The sequence below is a fragment of the Lautropia mirabilis genome (assembly GCF_900637555.1).
Classification (GTDB): domain Bacteria; phylum Pseudomonadota; class Gammaproteobacteria; order Burkholderiales; family Burkholderiaceae_E; genus Lautropia; species Lautropia mirabilis.
The window spans coordinates 92,628-109,975 of record NZ_LR134378.1 but is presented as its reverse complement, the minus strand read 5'-3'; the positions used below and the strand labels follow the sequence as shown (position 1 = coordinate 109,975).

Annotated in this window: 9 protein-coding genes; 6 read left to right on the top strand and 3 right to left on the bottom strand. The window is 66.6% G+C overall.

Annotation, left to right across the window (positions count from 1 at the left end):
- Positions 1 to 38: 38 nt before the first annotated feature.
- Entirely contained in the window at positions 39 to 1,088 is a 1,050-nt protein-coding gene (locus tag EL249_RS00435; RefSeq protein ID WP_126348020.1) for a LysR family transcriptional regulator, read from the bottom strand.
- A gap of 110 nt (positions 1,089 to 1,198) precedes the next feature.
- On the opposite strand from EL249_RS00435, the gene metE reads away from it, so the two are divergent.
- The 4 genes from metE to EL249_RS00415 all read left to right on the top strand — a co-directional run bounded on the left by metE (position 1,199) and on the right by EL249_RS00415 (position 9,522).
- Complete coding sequence (gene metE / locus EL249_RS00430) at positions 1,199 to 3,610, top strand: 5-methyltetrahydropteroyltriglutamate--homocysteine S-methyltransferase (RefSeq protein ID WP_040532189.1); 2,412 nt, start codon at positions 1,199 to 1,201, stop codon at positions 3,608 to 3,610.
- A gap of 235 nt (positions 3,611 to 3,845) precedes the next feature.
- Entirely contained in the window at positions 3,846 to 5,291 is a 1,446-nt protein-coding gene (locus EL249_RS00425; protein ID WP_005675064.1) for a peptide MFS transporter, read from the top strand.
- 147 nt (positions 5,292 to 5,438) lie between these two features.
- Positions 5,439 to 7,265, top strand: coding sequence for an aminopeptidase P family protein (locus EL249_RS00420; protein ID WP_005675065.1), 1,827 nt, complete (start codon positions 5,439 to 5,441; stop codon positions 7,263 to 7,265).
- Between the two features lie 292 nt (positions 7,266 to 7,557).
- Complete coding sequence (locus EL249_RS00415) at positions 7,558 to 9,522, top strand: ATP-binding cassette domain-containing protein (RefSeq protein ID WP_050782104.1); 1,965 nt, start codon at positions 7,558 to 7,560, stop codon at positions 9,520 to 9,522.
- A 39-nt stretch (positions 9,523 to 9,561) separates the two neighbouring features.
- Here the strand turns inward: EL249_RS00415 and EL249_RS00410 are convergent, their stop codons facing one another.
- Positions 9,562 to 10,638 (bottom strand): AI-2E family transporter, encoded by a 1,077-nt coding sequence (locus tag EL249_RS00410; RefSeq protein WP_005675067.1) that lies wholly within the window; start codon positions 10,636 to 10,638, stop codon positions 9,562 to 9,564.
- Positions 10,639 to 10,814: 176 nt separating this feature from the next.
- Complete coding sequence (locus EL249_RS00405) at positions 10,815 to 11,777, bottom strand: polysaccharide biosynthesis tyrosine autokinase (RefSeq protein ID WP_169311706.1); 963 nt, start codon at positions 11,775 to 11,777, stop codon at positions 10,815 to 10,817.
- A gap of 805 nt (positions 11,778 to 12,582) precedes the next feature.
- Here EL249_RS00405 and epsF point away from each other — a divergent pair.
- A complete protein-coding gene (epsF, locus tag EL249_RS00400; protein ID WP_083799589.1) occupies positions 12,583 to 14,082 on the top strand; it encodes a chain length determinant protein EpsF in 1,500 nt (499 codons plus the stop codon).
- Positions 14,083 to 14,099: 17 nt separating this feature from the next.
- Positions 14,100 to 17,153 carry a hypothetical protein gene (locus EL249_RS00395; RefSeq protein ID WP_005675071.1) on the top strand — a complete coding sequence of 1,018 codons (3,054 nt, stop codon included), beginning with the start codon at positions 14,100 to 14,102 and terminating at the stop codon, positions 17,151 to 17,153.
- Positions 17,154 to 17,348 lie beyond the last annotated feature (195 nt).

The window sequence follows — 17,348 nt, the reverse complement described above, 5'->3', positions numbered from 1 at the left end:
ATTCCTTGCCCAGTTCTCGGGCTGCTGCAGGGTCGAATTCAATCTTCCAGACCATGGTGCTTCATCACGTCTTCCTGTGACAGGGTCTGGGTCTGGGTCTTGCCGCTGCGGATGTCGATCAGACGTTGTTCGGCCAGTGACAGGTCTTCCAGGTCATCTAGGCGTTCGAGGCAGGTGGCCTCAGGCCGCTCACGCCCGGATTGCCCCCGCGCCAGCTCCACAAACCCCCGCAGGTAATCCACCTCATCCTCGCCCTCCCGGAAGCCCAGGAAGATCTGCTTGGCCACGCCGTGAGGGCCCAGGCGCAGCGGCACCACGGCAAAGCGCTGCATGTTCTCTTTGACCAGCCAGCGAGGCAGGGCGGTCACGCCCCGGCCGCTTTCCACCATCTGCAGCATGATGTCGGTGGTCTCGATCTGTCGGTGATGTCGGGGAGCGATGCCGGCGGGGGTCAGGAACTGGGTGTAGATGTCCAGGCGGTCAATGCCGACGGGGTAGGTGATCAGGGTCTCGTTCGCCAGCTGTTCGGGTTGCACGTCGACCTGAAGGGCCAGCGGGTGGCTCTGTGCCACCACCAGCACCTGTTCGTAGTCGAAGACGGCTTCGTAGCGCAGGCCGGGGCGGTACAGGGGGTCGGGGGTCACCAGCAGGTCGATCTCGTCATTGAACAGGGCCCCGATGCCGCCGAACTGGAACTTCTGCTTCACGTCCACGTCCACGGCAGGCCAGGTGCGCAGGTAGGGGGCCACCACCTTCAGCAGCCATTGGTAGCACGGGTGGCATTCCATGCCGATGCGCAGGGTGCCTCGTTCGCCAAGGGCAAACTGGCGCAGGCGTTCTTCGGCGTGCTGCAGTTGGGGCAGCAATCGGTTGGCAACGCCCAGCAGGTAGAGGCCGGCCTGGGTGGGACGCAGGTTGCGGCCTTCGCGGTGCCAGATGGGGGTGCCCAGTTGGTCCTCCAGCTTGCGGATGCAATGGCTGAGGGCCGGCTGGGTGAGGTGCAGGCGTTCGGCGGCGGCGGTCAGTGAGCCGTGCCGGTCAACGGCCTGGATGATTTCCAGGTGGATGCGTTCCAGGAAGGTGGCCATGTGCCAATCCATGAAAATTATTGATCGACCGATGAAAGAATAGCATTTCCATTCATGGATGAGGCTTCCTACCATGCAGTCCTGCTCATCGGCAACGCATGGAGAAGATCATGGCAAGCACGCATTCCCTGGGGTTTCCGCGCATCGGTGCGCGGCGGGAACTGAAATTCGCGCTGGAGGCCTATTGGCGGGGCGAGTCCTCGCGCGAGGCGCTGCAGCAGGTCGGCGCAGAGCTGCGCAGCCGTCACTGGCAGGATCAGTCGGGTCTGGACTGGGTGCCGGTGGGGGATTTCTCGTTCTACGACCAGGTGCTGGACATGAGCTTCACGCTGGGCAACCTGCCGGCGCGGGTGCGTGGCTATGCCGGCGATGACCTGGACAACTACTTCCGGGTGGCGCGGGGGCGTTCGGCGCCGGGTACCGAGCCGGCGGGGCAGGAAAGCCAGGCCGTAGTCCCTGCGTCGGGACAGGATTCCACGCTGGCGGAAGGTTCCGTCGACAAGGCCGCCTGTGGCTGTGAGCCCGGCACGCATGATGTCGAGGCCGGTGTGGCCGCGGGCGAGATGACCAAGTGGTTCGACACCAACTATCACTACATCGTGCCGGAGTTTGGCGCCGACACGACCTTCCGGCTGGATCCGTCGCGGATTCTGGCGCAGCTGGCCGAGGCCCGGGCGCAGGGCGTGGCAGCCAAGCCGGTGCTGCTGGGGCCGGTCAGCTATCTGGCGCTGGGCAAGGTGCGTGATGCGGCGCATCCCGATCTGGACCGTCTGTCACTGCTGCCGCGGCTGCTGCCGGTGTACACCGAGCTGCTGCAGGCGCTGGCCGATGCGGGGGTGGAGTGGGTGCAGGTCGACGAGCCGATTCTGGTGACCGAGCTGTCGCCGGACTGGCAGCACGCGCTGAACCTGGCCTATCACCACCTCAAGAGCGTGCGCATCAAGGTGTTGCTGGCCACGTATTTCGGGCCGCTGAAAGAGAATGCCTGGCTGGCGGCGAATCTGCCGGTGGCGGGGCTGCATCTGGACGCCATCCGTGGCCGCGAGGATGCGAAGCCCCTGCTGAACCTGCTGCCGACGCACAAGGTGCTGTCGCTGGGCGTCATTGATGGTCGCAACATCTGGAAGACTGATCTGGAGGCGGTGCTGGACTGGCTGGAGCCGGTGGCGGCACGGCTGGGTGACCGGCTGTGGCTGGCGCCGTCGTGCTCGCTGCTGCATGTGCCGGTGGATCTGGCCAGCGAGGACGGGCTGGATGCCGAGCTGAAATCGTGGCTGGCCTTTGCACGCCAGAAGCTGGATGAACTGCGCGTGCTGGCCCGGGCCATCAATGAAGGGCGTGACGCCGTGCGGGACGAGCTGGCGGCCAATCGACAGGCGATCGAGTCGCGTCGTCGTTCACCGCGTGTCCACAACCCGGCCGTGCAGGCGGCGCTGGCCCAATGCGCCACGGAGGCCGCAACGACGCGCCAGAGCCCCTACGCGGTGCGGGCGCAGCGCCAGCGGGCCCGTTTCCAGCTGCCGATGTTTCCCACCACCACCATTGGTTCCTTCCCGCAGACGGCCGAGATCCGCCAGGCACGTCGTCAGTTCAAGGCCGGCGAGATTGATGCGGCGGCCTACGAGCAGGCCATGCGGGCCGAGGTGGCCTGCTGTGTGCGCGAGCAGGAAACGCTGGGGCTGGACGTGCTGGTGCATGGCGAGCCCGAGCGCAACGACATGGTGGAGTACTTTGGCGAGCAGCTGGAAGGCTATGCGTTCAGCCGCTTCGGCTGGGTGCAGTCCTATGGGTCGCGCTGCGTGAAGCCGCCCATCCTGTTCGGCGACATCAGCCGTCCAGATCCGATGACGGTGGCCTGGGCGCAGTACGCACAGTTGCTCACGAAGCGCCCGATGAAGGGCATGCTTACCGGTCCGGTAACGATGCTGAACTGGTCGTTCGTGCGGGATGATCAGCCGCGTGCCACGACCTGTCGGCAACTGGCGCTGGCCATTCGCCAGGAGGTGCTGGATCTGGAAAAGGCCGGTATCGGCATCATCCAGATCGACGAGGCGGCGCTGCGCGAGGGGCTGCCGCTGCGTCGGGCGCAATGGCAGGAGTACCTGGGCTGGGCGGTGGAGTGCTTCTGCATCACGGCCAATGGTGTGGCCGACGACACCCAGATCCACACCCACATGTGCTATTCGGAGTTCAACGACATCATGCCCGCCATTGCAGCCATGGATGCGGACGTGATCACCATCGAGACCTCGCGCTCCGACATGGAGCTTCTGGATGCCTTCGATGACTTCAGCTATCCGAACGAGATTGGACCTGGCGTCTACGATATCCATTCGCCCAACGTGCCCACGGTGCAGCACATGGTGGACCTGATGGAGAAGGCGGCGCAGCGCATCCCGGCGGAGCGGCTCTGGGTGAATCCGGACTGCGGCCTGAAGACGCGCCAATGGCTGGAGGTGCTGCCGGCGCTGGCCGGCATGGTGCAGGCCGCCCGCCGGCTGCGGGAGCAGCATGCGGGTTGATCAGGGTTTTCCCTGAACCCTCCCTTTCCGGGGCTCTTCCTGACCGCCAAAGCCGCAGCAGCACTCTCAGTCCGTAGTACATTCAACACACTTTTCAACCTTTCGGTGCGCCTGGCGCGCCGGGGCTGAAAGGGCCGGGCGTCCGAGCAGGTCTTCCGGTCAGAACCACGAGACCTGTTCCGGGTGTGTTGCGTTGCCGTCCCTTCGTGCCGCCCGGGCGCGCAAGGAGAGGCACATGCCACGTCACGTCCCGGATACTTTCTTCGGCCATCCCCGGCCGCTGTCCACGCTCTTTCACATTGAGCTGTGGGAGCGTTTCTCCTATTACGGGATGCAGAGCATCCTGCTCATCTATCTCTACTATGAGGTCACCCGGGGAGGGCTGGGCATCGATCAGGGGCTGGCGGGCGGCATCGTCGGCATCTACGGCGGCAGCGTCTATCTGGCCACCATCCTGGGCGGCTGGCTGGCCGACCGGGTGCTGGGAGCCGAGCGCACGCTGTTCTATTCCGGCATCGTGGTGATGCTGGGGCACATCGCGCTGGCGCTGCTGCCGGGCATCTCCGGGCTGGTGGTGGGTCTGGTGTGCATCGCGCTGGGCAGTGGCGGGGTGAAGTCCTCGGCCAGTTCCATGGTGGGGGCGCTCTATGAGGATCCGCAGTGGCATGCGCTGCGTGATGCAGGCTTTTCCATCTTCTATCTGGCCGTGAACATCGGCGGCTTCTTCGGGCCGCTGCTGACCGGCGTGCTGCAGACCGAGATGGGCTTCCACTATGGTTTTGGTGCCGCGGCGCTGGGCATGGCCTTCGGGCTGTGGCGCTATGCGCGCGGTCGGGCAGGACTGCCGCAGCTGCCGGTGCCCAATCCGCTGTCGCCGGCACAGCGCGTGCGCGTGCAGCTTGCTGCTGTTGCCGTGATCGCGGTGGTCGGTGCGCTCTTCGGGGCGAATATCATCCACACGGGCAACTTCTCGTCGGTGGTGCTGGGCATCAACATCGTGGCCGTGCTGGGCTACTTCGGGCGCATGCTGCTGGGCCCCAGTTTCTCGGCCAGCGAGAAGCGCCACGTGCTGGCCTATGTGCCGCTTTTCCTGGCGGCCTGCGTGTTCTGGATGCTGTGGTTCCAGGTGTTCACGTCGGTGGTGGTGTACTTTGACGAGACGGTGGTGCGCCGCATCGGGGACTGGGAGGCACCGGTGTCCTGGTCGGCTTCGGCCCAGAGCATGTGGGTGATCATCCTGGCGGGCACGATGGCCACGCTGTGGACGAAGCTGGGTGACAAGCAGCCCCGTACGCCGATGAAGTTCGTGCTCTCGCTCTTCGTGCTGGCGGCGGGCTACTATTGCTTCGTGCCTTACATCAAGGCGGGCGAGCCGATGTCAATGCTGGTGTTCGTGGGCGTGCTCTTCCTGGTCACGGTGGCCGAGCTGCTCATTTCGCCCATCGCCATCTCGCTGGCCACCAAGATCGCACCGGCCTCGTTCCGCACGCAGATGGTGGCGGTGAACTTCCTGTCGCTGTCGCTGGGCTTCACCGCAGGTGGCGTGCTGTTCGACGCCCACTACAGCAAGGAAGCCGCCGCAGACTTCTATGTCGAGCTGACGGTGATCAGTCTGGTGTGTGCGGTCGCGCTGTTGGTGCTGGTGCCGGTGCTCAACCGCATGCTGAAGGACGTGGATTGAGGGGGCGATGCATCCGCCCGGGCAGGCCGTCCTGAAGGGCACGGTCTGCCGGCTCCTGTGGTCGGCCTGCACTTCTTGTAGCCTGCTGCAGGCTTCTCCCGTCTTTCTCCTGTTTCTTCGGTCATCCAGGATCCTATTTTTTTCGTCATGAACGCTGTCTCTTCTTCCTCCGCCCTGCAGGGCCCCGTCCAACGTCTGGCCGCACTGCGCCAGACCATGCAGAAACAGGGCATTGATGCCTGGATCATTCCGTCGGCCGATCCGCACCTCTCTGAATACCTGCCCGAGCACTGGCAGGGCCGGCGCTGGGTGTCGGGCTTCACGGGCTCGGTGGGCACGCTGGTGGTCACGGCTGCCACGGCCGACCTGTGGGCCGACAGCCGCTACTGGGAGCAGGCCACGGCGCAGCTGGCCGGCACCGGCATCCAGCTGCAGAAGCTGGGCCGGGGGCGCACGCACGTGGAAGCCCTGGCCGAGGCCCTGGGCCAAGGGGCCGTGGTGGGGGTGGCGCCCGACATGCTGTCGCGTGCGGCCAAGCGCCAGCTGGAGCAGGCCTTCGTGGCCAAGGGCATCCAGCTGCGGGCCGATGGCGACCTGCTGGCCGGTATCTGGACGGAGCGCCCGGCGCTGCCGGCCGAGCCGGTGGTGGTGCATGCAGCGGAATTCGTGTCGGAATCTGCCGCCGAGAAGCTGGCCCGCGTGCGTGCCGCCATGCAGGAAAAGGGCGCGGCCCATCACCTGATCTCGTCGCTGGATGACATCGCCTGGCTCACCAATCTGCGTGGCAATGATGTCTCCTACAACCCGGTCTTCCTGGCGCACCTGCTCATCGGGGCGTCCAGCGCCACGCTGTACGTGGACGACTCGCGCCTGACGGAACCTGCGCGTGAGGCGCTGGCGGCGGCCGGCATTTCGGTGGCACCGTATGAGAAGGCGGCAGACGACATCGCCCGGCTGTCCGACAGCCTGCTGGTGGACCCGGCCAAGGTGGCCGCCAGCACGCTGCAATCGCTCAAGGGCACGGTGCCGGTCATCGAGTCGGTCAATCCCAGCACGCTCTTCAAGTCCGTCAAGTCGCCGGCCGATGTGGCCCACACCCGTGAGGCGATGATCGAGGACGGCGTGGCGCTCTGCCATTTCTTTGCCGATTTCGAGACCCGTCTGGCCCGGGGCGAAGTGCTCAACGAGCTGGACATCGACCGGATGCTGCTGGAATTCCGCAGCCAGCGGCCGAATTTCGTCTCGCCCAGTTTCGGCACCATTGCCGGCTTCAACGCCAATGCCGCGCTGCCCCATTATTCGGCCACGCCCGAGGCATTCAGCGAGATCCGTGGGGATGGCCTCCTGCTGATTGATTCCGGCGGCCAGTACCTGAACGGCACCACCGACATCACCCGCGTGGTGCCGGTGGGGACGCCCAGCGCCGCGCACAAGCGCGACAACACGCTGGTGCTGAAGGCGCACATCGCACTGGCCGAGACGATCTTCCCGGAAGGCATCGCCGGCCCGCTGCTGGATGCCATCTGCCGCAAGCCCATGTGGCAGCAGCAGTGTGACTACGGCCATGGCACCGGCCATGGCGTGGGCTACTTCATGAACGTGCACGAAGGCCCGCAGGTGATTTCCTGGCACGCGCCGGTGCTGCCGCAGGGCGCCCTGAAGGTGGGCATGATCACGTCCATCGAGCCCGGCATCTACCGGCCCGGCAAGTGGGGCATCCGCATCGAGAACCTGGTGGTGAACCAGCCGGTGGCAAACCCGAAGGAAACGGAATTCGGCCAGTTCCTCCACTTCGAGCCGCTCACGCTGTGCCCGATCGACACGCGGCTGATGGACACGGCGCTGATGACCCCCACGGAAATCCAGTGGGTGAATGCCTATCACGCGCTGGTGCGCGAGAAGCTGGCGCCGCGCCTGCAGGGCGCTGCGCTGGCGTGGCTGGAGGCGCGGACGCAGCCGCTGGCCAAAAGCTGAGGTCGGCTCAGCCCAGGCAGGCCGGTTCCCATCCTGCGGGCCGGCCACGCGCATGCATTTCAGGCAACGCAGTGCGCTCAGGACTGAGGGCCCGCATCCATGAGGGGCCGGGTGCTTTCTGCCGCCCAAGCTCCTAGAATCCCGGAAGTGTCTTTCTGCGCTTGCCCGGTTGGCGGTCGTCCCGCCAGCGGTGTGCGCGGCTCCCAACTCTTCGGGCCTGCCCATCTACAGGCGGGGCCCGGGAGCCATCGACACTGACCTGAGCCCCTCCACCTGCAACGAGATCCCTTCCGTGAGTGTCCTCTTCAGCCTGATCGATGCCGGCCTGGCCTTTGGTGCCCATCCCCTGCTGGATGGGGCGGCCTTCACTCTGACTGCCGGCGAGCGGCTTGGGCTGATCGGTCGCAACGGCACCGGTAAGTCCAGTCTGCTCAACGTCATTGCCGGCCGCATCCAGCTTGATGACGGGCGTGCAGTGGTGCGCGACGGCCTGCGCATCGTGCTGGTGGAGCAGGAGCCGGTGCTGCCGCCGGCCGGTACGCTTTTCGAGAGCCTGCTGGCGCGCGGCACGGCGGCCGGGCTGGTGGACGAGCGGGATGAACGGCGCTACTGGGCGCTGCAGGCGCGGCTGCGCGCCGAGCTGGACCGCTTCGGTGTCGACCCGGAGGTTGATCCCGAAGGGCTTTCGGGCGGGCAGAACAAGCGGGCGGCGCTGGCGCTGGCCTTTGCGCTGGAACCGGACCTGCTGCTGCTGGACGAGCCCACCAACCATCTCGATATCGAGGCCATCGAGGCGCTGGAGGCCATCGTCAACGCAGGGCCGGCGGCCATCATCATCACGCACGACCGGCGGTTCCTCGACCAGGTGGCCACCCGCATCATCGAGCTGGATCGCGGGCTGGTGCGCAGTTTCCCCGGCAACTTCGCCACCTACGAGAAGGTGCGCGGCGAGCAGCTGGAAGCCGAGGCGGTGGCCAACCGCAAGTTCGACAAGTTCTGGGCGCAGGAAGAGGTCTGGATCCGCAAGGGCATCGAGGCGCGCCGCACCCGCAACGAAGGCCGTGTGCGGCGGCTGGAGGCACTGCGCGAGGCGCGGGCCGCCCGGCGCGAGCGCACCGGCCAGATCCGGCTGGAGGTGGATGCAGGCGAACGCTCCGGCAAGCTGGTCTGCGAGACCCGTCAGGCCGGCATCAGCCTGGGCGGGCGTTGCCTGGTGCGCGACCTGGACCTCACCATCATGCGCGGCGACCGCATCGGCCTGATTGGGCCCAACGGCATCGGCAAGTCCACGCTGCTCAAGCTCATTCTGGGCGAGTACCCGCCCGACACCGGCTCGGTGCGGCTGGGCTCCAACCTGCAGATTGCCTATTTCGATCAGCTGCGCGAGCAGCTCGACCCCGAGCAGAGTGTGGCCAACACGGTCAGCCCCGGCTCGGAATACGTCGAGATCAATGGCGCGCGTCGCCACATCATGAGCTATCTGCAGGACTTCCTGTTCCCGTCCAACCGCGCCAACTCGCCGGTGCGCACCCTGTCGGGCGGTGAGCGCAACCGCCTGCTGCTGGCGCGCCTGTTTGCCCGCCCGGCCAACCTGCTGGTGCTGGACGAGCCCACCAACGACCTGGACCTGGAATCCATCGACCTGCTGGAAAGCATGCTGCAGTCCTACCCGGGCACGCTGCTGCTGGTCAGCCACGACCGGCGCTTCCTCGACAACGTGGTCACGTCGGTGCTGGTGGCCCAGGGCGATGGCCACTGGCTGGAGCTGGTGGGCGGCTATTCCGACTGGCTGGCCTGGCGTCAGACCCAGCCGAACCAGGCGCCGTCGGGCTTCGGCGCGGCGGTCATCGCGTCGTCAGCCGGGCAGGCAGGCGCGGAGGGTGGTGACACGGCCAACCGCGCGGCAAGCGCTTCCGGCGCGCAGGCGGCGGATGCGGCCGGCTCTGCGTCCAGTCCGGCAGGGGCTTCCTCCGCTTCCTCCGAGGCGGCCAGGCCCCGGGGCGGGCGCCTCACCCTCAGCAACCGCGAGGTGCGCGACCTGGCCAACCTGCCCGGCGAGATCGAGACGCTGGAGGCCGAGATTGCCGCCGATCAGGCCCGCATGAACGAGCCCGACTTCTTCCGGCAGCCGCCCGAGCAGATCAAGGACTTCCAGACCGCCCTGGCCGACAAGGAACAGAAGGTGCTGGACATGATGACCCGCTGGGAAGAGCTGCTCGAGAAGGAAGCGCAGGTCAACGCCAGCCGGGGCCGGTAAGGTCCAGGGGGAAGGCTGCGCTTTGCGCAGCTTGCGTGCTCACTCGTGGGGGTGCGGCTCTGGCAGGGGCGCCGTATGCGGCGCCACCGGCGCGTTGTTGAAGCGCGTCCAGAGCCGGGCAATCTCACGCTTGAAGAACGGGTAGAGCAGGGGTGCCGTCACCAGGCCCGGCACGCCGAACAGCGACTCGCCGGTCAGCATCGCCGCCAGGATTTCCCACGAGTTCATCGAGATCTTCGAGCCCACCGTGCGGGCGTTGATCACGTATTCCAGCTTGTGGATCAGCACCAGGAAGACCAGCGAGCTGACGGCTACCCACGGCGAGACCGCAAACGAGATCAGCGACAGCACCGTGTTCGCCATCAGGTTGCCCAGCACCGGCAGCACGCCCGTCAGCAGCGTGAACATGCACAGCAGCCCGCGGAAGGGTAGCTGGACCTGGAAGAGCGGCAGCACCACGAACAGGTAAAGGGCCGTCATCGTGGTGTTGAAGAGTGCAATGCGCATCTGGGCGATGGCCACCCGCTCCAGCACCACCAGCAGCCGCGCGATGAACAGCCGGTCCGATCGCAGCCGGTGCGGCTGCCACGTGGAGACCGCCGCCAGCGCGCCCACCAGAATGGCGAACAGCGACTGCACGATGGTGTGCACCACCACGCCGCCCACGCTGCCCAGCACGGCCGCCTTGCTGCGCACGACGTTGAAGAGCTGCGCCTTCAGGTCCGCCCAGTTCTCGGGGATCACCTTGGCAGCCGCCTCGGGCAGCGCCTGGCGCAGCACCTCCAGCGAATCCTCGATGCGCACCAGGAAGATGCGCAGGTCATTGGATGAGGCCAGATGGATGGTCCAGTACGTCAGGAAGACGAAGGCCGTGATGACCAGCACCGAAACGACGGTTCCGCTGATGACGGCCGGCCAGCGCTTGGGGTAGTAGCCCAGGGACAGGGCCGACGGCTTGTGCGCCTGCACGATGCGGTCGGCCAGCAGGCAGCTCCAGGCGTACACCAGCAGGGCCAGCAGCACCGGGATCACCAGCCCTTTCAGGATGATGACGAAGGCGGCGACCGCAGTGGCCAGCAGGCCCAGCACGGGCATGAGGGTGGGAATGTTCGGCATTCGGATCGGGCGGACGGTTCCGGTTCTGTCCGAATATACAGGCAATTGCCCGCTGACTGCTGCAGAAAGCAGACAGGCGAGCGGCCGTGGCAGCCGCTCGCCTGTCAGGGATCCTCTGGATAAGTCGCGGTGACTTGTTCAGAGGATCCCCAGGGGAGTCCGTTTGGGGGGTGGGATCAGTACTCGTTCAGCGAGGCGCCCAGCAGCGCGATGTTCGAGCTGGCCATCACCGAGGCCAGTTGCGCGATCTCGGTGGCCTTCGTCTTGTTGCGACGACCGACGATGAGCGCAGCGCCGGCGCGCTGGCCGATCACCATGGCGTCCGACGCTTCCTGGGCCGACGGGGTGTCGATCAGGATCACGTCATAGTGGCCCGCCAGCGTCTGCAGCAGGTCCATGAAGATGTCGCGGCCCAGCAGTTCCTGCGGGTTCGGGGGTTGCGGGCCCGACGGCAGCACGGCCAGGTTGGGCAGGGTGGGGAACTCCATCACCTCTTCCAGACCGGCGCGACCGCTGAGGATGCCCGACAGGCCCATCTGGTTGCGCAGGCCGAAGTTCAGGTGCTGGGTGGGATGGCGCAGGTCACCGTCGATGACCAGGGTGCGCTGGCCGATCTGCGAGAAGGCCACGCCCAGGTTGGCGCAGACGAAGCTCTTGCCGTCGCCGCGGTCCACGCTGGTGATGGCCAGCGTGCGGCGGTCGGGCGAGCCGTCGAACCAGCGCGTCATCAGCTGGCTGCGCAGGCCGCGCAGCGCTTCGGCGAACGGCGAGTAGGGGTTGACCGCGCTGGTGACCTTGTCGGGCAGCGCCAGGGCCGAGGCCCGCGACGACGAATAGCCGAACTGGATGGCCAGCGCCTCTTCCACATCGGCGTGGGAGACCAGGCGCATGCGCATGGCGGTCTCGCCGAAGCGCAGGTTGGTGACACGCTGCTCGTTGAGCACCAGGTCGATCTGGTCCTGACGCAGCTTGCCGTTGGCGACCAGGATGCCACCCATCATCAGGGTCTTGCGGTTGGCCTGATTGAAGTCGGGCAGCCGGGTGCCGTCATCCCGGACCAGGGCGGTGCCAGTTGCCTGGCGGCCACCGGAGTAGTTCGAGGAAGAGCCTGCCGGCGCTTGGTCGATCGGGTTGTTCATGTTGGCAAAATGGTGTCTGAGGAATCGGGTGAAACAGAAGGCGTTGCCGGCCATGGCCGGCAGGCAGCAGGGCGATGACGGCCCGGCGGCTCGCCAATCCGCGGAATGTGCCCGCGGCACGGCAGGGCATCCATGTCGGCATTGTCCCTGATTCTGCGGCGGCGCGCAGCCTCCGACGTGGGCCGGACAGGGAAATTGCCCGGCCACCGGACGCCTTCGCGCCGGATCGGGACCCCGTGACGGGGGCCCGTATCGGCGGATCGGTCCATCATGCCGCGTGCCGGGCAGCGGGGCGAGGCATTTGTGCACGGCCGCGGCATCTGCCGGGGCTGGAGGCCCGTTTGCGTCAGTGTGGCGCAGGAGCTGCGGCCTGCGGCATGGACGCGCCACAGTATGTCGGCAATCGGCATGGCTTTTACATGCGCATTACGTGCCGGCTACGAACCCGCATCATGGGACCGGAAATTTCATAATCCCCGGGGGCGATCCTTGCGATAATACCGCCCCGGCCCTGGTATCGCTTCAGGCCGGTCCGTCATCGGCCGCAGGCCCTGGGCCGTTGTTCCAAGGGCAGCGCACGGGCTTTCATGCCACATCTGGCGCGCATTCGCGCCGTTTGGGCTGTCGGCATGCGTGACATCCAGCCCCATACATAGCCGGATACTGGGATAATACCGGGTGTCGAGGAAGTCGATGCCCAGCCGTCCGGCGCCGGCGCGGAGCCGCCGCGCGGTCGGTCGACCGTGTGTTTCCGTGGCCGGCACCATCGAATCTCCATGCGACCCGCGGTCCCGCGCCGCGGACGATGTGCAGTTTCTCACCGCCTCGAACCGTCGCTCCATTCACAATCGGCACTTCCGTGCCAACTCCAGGTAGTCCTATGCGTTTCGACTTGCTTTTTGGAATTCTCCGATCGCGATTCTGGCTGGTCGCGTCGATCGTGGCCATCACCACGCTCATGGCCATCACCGGCAGCCTGCTGATGAGCAAGCGCTACAGCGCCGCCACCACGGTCTACGTCGATGCCAACACGGTCGACCAGGTGTCCGGTATGGCGGCGCCCACCCGTGAGACCATCCGCAACATGCTGGCCAGCCAGACCGAGCTGATCCAGAGCAGCCAGGTGGTCGATCGGGTCATCAAGGACCTGAAGCTTGCCCAGGACGAGGACGTCCAGACCGACTGGCAGAAGGCCACCAAGGGTCGGGGCAACATCGATGACTGGCTGGCCACCGTGCTGCTGAAGTCCATCAAGGTCACCTCGTCCACCGACGGTACCACCATCGCCATCGGTGCCGAATGGTCCAGCGCCGAGCGTGCTGCCGAGATCGCCAATGGCTTCGCCAACGCCTACAAGGCAGCCGCCCTCGATCTGCGCACCAAGCCGGCTCAGGAATACGCCGAGCGTTTTGCCTCGCAGGTCAAGGAGTACAAGGCCAAGGTCGAGGCCGCCCAGAACAAGCTGACCAGCTATCAGCGTGAAAGCGGCATCATCACCAGCGACGAGCGGATCGACGTCGAGAACCAGCGCCTGCAGGAGCTGTCCTCGCAGCTGGTGCAGGTCCAGTCGGCCCTATCCGAGAGCCGCTCGCGCAGCGCCGTGGTGGGCCGTGGCGGTGACATGGCCATCCCCGAAGTGGTGGCCAACGAGCTCATCCAGACGCTGACCACTGACCTGGGCCGTGCCGAGGCCAAGCTGGGTCAAGTGTCGTCGCAGTACGGTGCCAACCACCCCATCCGCCTGCAGGCGCAGGCCGAGGTGCAGGAGCTGCGCACCCGCCTCAACACCGAGATCAGCCGCGTCAAGAACAGTATCCGCACCGCCAACTCGGTGAACCTGCAGCGCGAGCGCGAGCTCTCGGCTGCCGTGGATGCCCAGAAGGCCAAGGTGCTGTCGCTGCGCAGCAAGCGTGACCAGATCGCCATCCTGCAGCAGGATCTGGCCAGCGCCCAGAAGGCCTATGACCTGGTCGAGCGTCGTCTGACCGAGACCCAGGTGGCCATGAGCGCCGGTCTGTCCAACATCAGCATCATCACCCCGGCCGTCGTGCCGCTGCTGCCCAGCCGGCCCAACCTCATCCTCAACACGGCGGTGGGTCTGTTCCTGGGTCTGTTCCTGGGCCTGATGGCTGCCTTCACCCTGGAAGCTGCCCAGAAGCCGCTGCGCAGCGCCGACGATCTGCTGCAGGCTTCCGGCATCCCGGTCCTGGCCGTGCTGCCGCCGTCGCAGTCCACCCGTGCCCAGCGCCTCATTGGCGGTACGGGCCCGACGGTGACGCCGCCCAACCTGCGTCTCGGCAACTAAGCTCCTAAGCACCTCGCATGGCTGTCTCCTCCATCCTGAATCGCCTGCCGCGCCTGGCAGGCAACCACTCCTGGACCCCGCTGCTCATCGGCGGGCTGTTCCTGGGCGTGGGGGCGCTGGTCGGGCTGGTCGTCGCCACCGGCAACCTGATCCTCATCGCCCTGGTGCTGGGCGGCATCGCCGGCGTGCTGCTGCTCAACGCGCTGCCGATTGCCGTCTGGCTGATCCTCATCGGCGTGTTCCTGATCAACGGCCCGGTCGGGTACTTCTCGCCCGGCATGGCCAAGATCTCCTGGCTCTTCTCGCTGCTGGGCATCTTCATGGCCGGGGCGGCCATGCTCTACACGGTGGCGGGCAGCAAGCATTTCCAGCGGCCCATGCCCCCGTTCATCTACACGAGCCTCGCCTTCATCGTGCTGGCGGTGGCCTCGGGTCTGATGTCCGATGGTCCCATCACCGAGGTGGCGGCCGGTGCCAAGCGCTACTTCCAGTTCTGGGGCGTGATGTTCCTGATGGCGGTGGTGCCGTTCAGCGAGAAGCAGGTCCGCAACTGGCTGCTCTTCATCCTGGGCGTGGGCCTGATGCAGCTGCCGTTCACGCTCTATCAGCGCGTGGTGCTGGTGCCGGGCGTGATGGGCTACGACAAGCCTGGCTTCGTGCCCTTCGACATCATCGTCGGTACCTTCGAGGGCTCGATGACCGGCGGTGGCGCCAGCTCCATCATGGCCATGCTGCAGGTGATGGTGCTGTTTGCCGTCTTCTATGCCTGGCGCGAGAAGCTGCTCAACGGCTTCTGGACGCTGCTGCTGACGGTGGCCCTGCTGGTGCCGCTGGGCCTGGGTGAAACCAAGGTCGTGCTGATCATGATGCCGGTGGTGCTGTTTGCCGCCTACTTCGACCTGGTGGCCAAGCGGCCGCTGGCGTTCCTGGGCATCGTGGTGGCTACGCTCTTCTTCGGGGCCATCCTGGGCTACTTCTACTTCGTGGTGCAGACCTCGGGCGACATTGCCAACATGTCGTTCGACGAGAACCTGCGTGACACCATCGAGTACAACTTCGGTAACCGCGGCTACTACGCGACCGGGGTGAACCGTCTCACGGCGGTGCCCTACTGGTTCGAGTCGCAGTCCTGGAACGACCCGATCGAGACGCTGTTCGGTACTGGCGTCGGCTCTTCCTACGGTGTCGACGGTCTGGTGCCAGATCCGGGTCACATGTTCCTGGCACACCCGGGCATGTACATCGACCTGCTCACGACGTCCACCGTGCTATGGGACTTTGGTATCGTCGGCTTCATCCTGTACTTCATGATCCTCTTTGGTGCCATGCGTACGGTGGCAAAGTGCTTCGCGGAAGCCACCACGGCCTGGGATCGTCTGCTGTGCCGGATGCTGATGTCCAGTCTGGCGGTCACGCTGCTGATGGCGGTTTACTCGAACAGCGCCGTGGTGCTGGTCAGTCATGCCTTCATCGTGTCGCTGACGCTGGGTCTGGTGGCATGGCGCTATCGGCATGGCCCGATGTCGCCCACCCGCGCCGATCTGCTCAAGGCTGGCAAGCCGTCACGCTTCAAGCCCGACTTCCGCCATACCAAGGTCATCTTCCCGACCGAAGGTGTGCTGGCACCGCAGGAACTGGCCTGGCAGCAGCAGCGCCTTCTGGCGAGCAAGGCCGCCGAGGCCGGTGAACAGCCTGCTCAGGAGGCGCGCCACCTGGGGTACTCGGCGCCTGCTGGGGAGCAGGGGCAGCAAGGTCAGGGTGCGGCTGCGGATTCGAGTCATGCCGTGCACGGCCAGCAGGCCACGTCGGCCTTTGCAGCCGGGGCGCCCATCGGCGGTGCGGCGGCCCCTGCGCAGACCGGCGCTGCGGATCAGTCCCATGCGGCGCATGGCCAGCAGGCCAAACCTGCCTTTGCGGCCGGCACGAGCATCTCAGGCACACAGGCCCAGGCCTCCCGTCCGCAGGCGGGTCCGGTACCGGGCCAGCCGTCTGCGCCAGCCCAGGCCGTGGCATCGGCGCAGGCAGGGCAGGCCGGTCAGTCGGCGGCATATTCGGCTGGGTACACCGCAGCTGCGCCGTCAGCCCAGGCTGGCCAGACGGCCACCCAGCAGCCCATGAATCCGCAGGCGGCCTCAAGCGCTGCAGCGGCTACCCCGGGCAGCACCGAGATGACGGCGGCCCAGGCCATGGCCAACCTGGCCACGGCTGGCCAGACGGCACGTTCGGCCTTCCCGAAAGCACAGGGGGCCCAAGCTCAGGCTGAAGCGGCGCCCCGGCAGCCGGCATCGGCGCCGGTCGCCCAAGGGCCGGTCGCTCAGGGACCTGCCGGCCAGGCGCCGGCGGGACAGGGCATGCCGGCGGCGGCTGCGTCGTCTCCGGCCGCACCCCGCATGCAGCCCCCTGGTGGCATGGGGGCGGCTGCACCGCGGCGCACGGGAGTCGGCCAGCCCGGGCCGCAGATTCCGCCTTCGTCGGCCGTTTCCCGCGGGCCGCAATCAGGGACTGCGCAGCGTGCTCCGTCGCAGGTGGCTCAGCCCCCGCAGCAGCGGCAGGTTGCTCAACCCCAGGCCACGCAGCAGACCATGCAGCAGCAGGTCACGCAGCCGCAGGGTCCGGTGTCTGTGCCGTCGCAGCCTCGCTTCCCGCAGGCGCCGGCCGCACCGCAGGAACCCATGATGACGCAGCCGCAGCCGCCGTATTCGTCGCCGGTGCAGCCTTCGCACGTGGCGCCGGATGCAGGCATGCCGTCGCAGCCCGCTTTCGGGGAAGGCGCGCAGCATCATCGCCGCGCTCGCCACACCGGGCACTTCGGCCCTCGGCCGCAGCATCTGGATCTGGCCAACCCCTCGGCCTGGGGAGCGCCCGAGCAGGGGGCGGACCTGCCGCCCGCCGTCGGTACCCGCCGGCCCAGTCCGCGCCAGGGCATGCCCGGTGAGCCGACCATCGACGATGTGGCCGGTCCGCGCACGTTGCCGATGTTTGCCGACGATGACGAGCCCGACAACGGCAAGGACCTGTCGTCGCGGCGCTCCGGCTGGCTCGATACGCGCGATTCCAGCCGTCGTCGCTGATTTCGGGGGCATCCGGCAGAGGCCGGGAATCCGGAGGCATGAGAGCCTCTCGGGTTCCCGGCCTTTTTCTTGCACGGTCGCAACCGGTCAATGAAGAGGGGGAGACCGTTGCCGGCCTCCCCCGTTACCACACGCACACAACGATGATTGTCAGAGTCCCGCGCGTGTTTACTGCCTTGTCATGTCAGGAGTGGT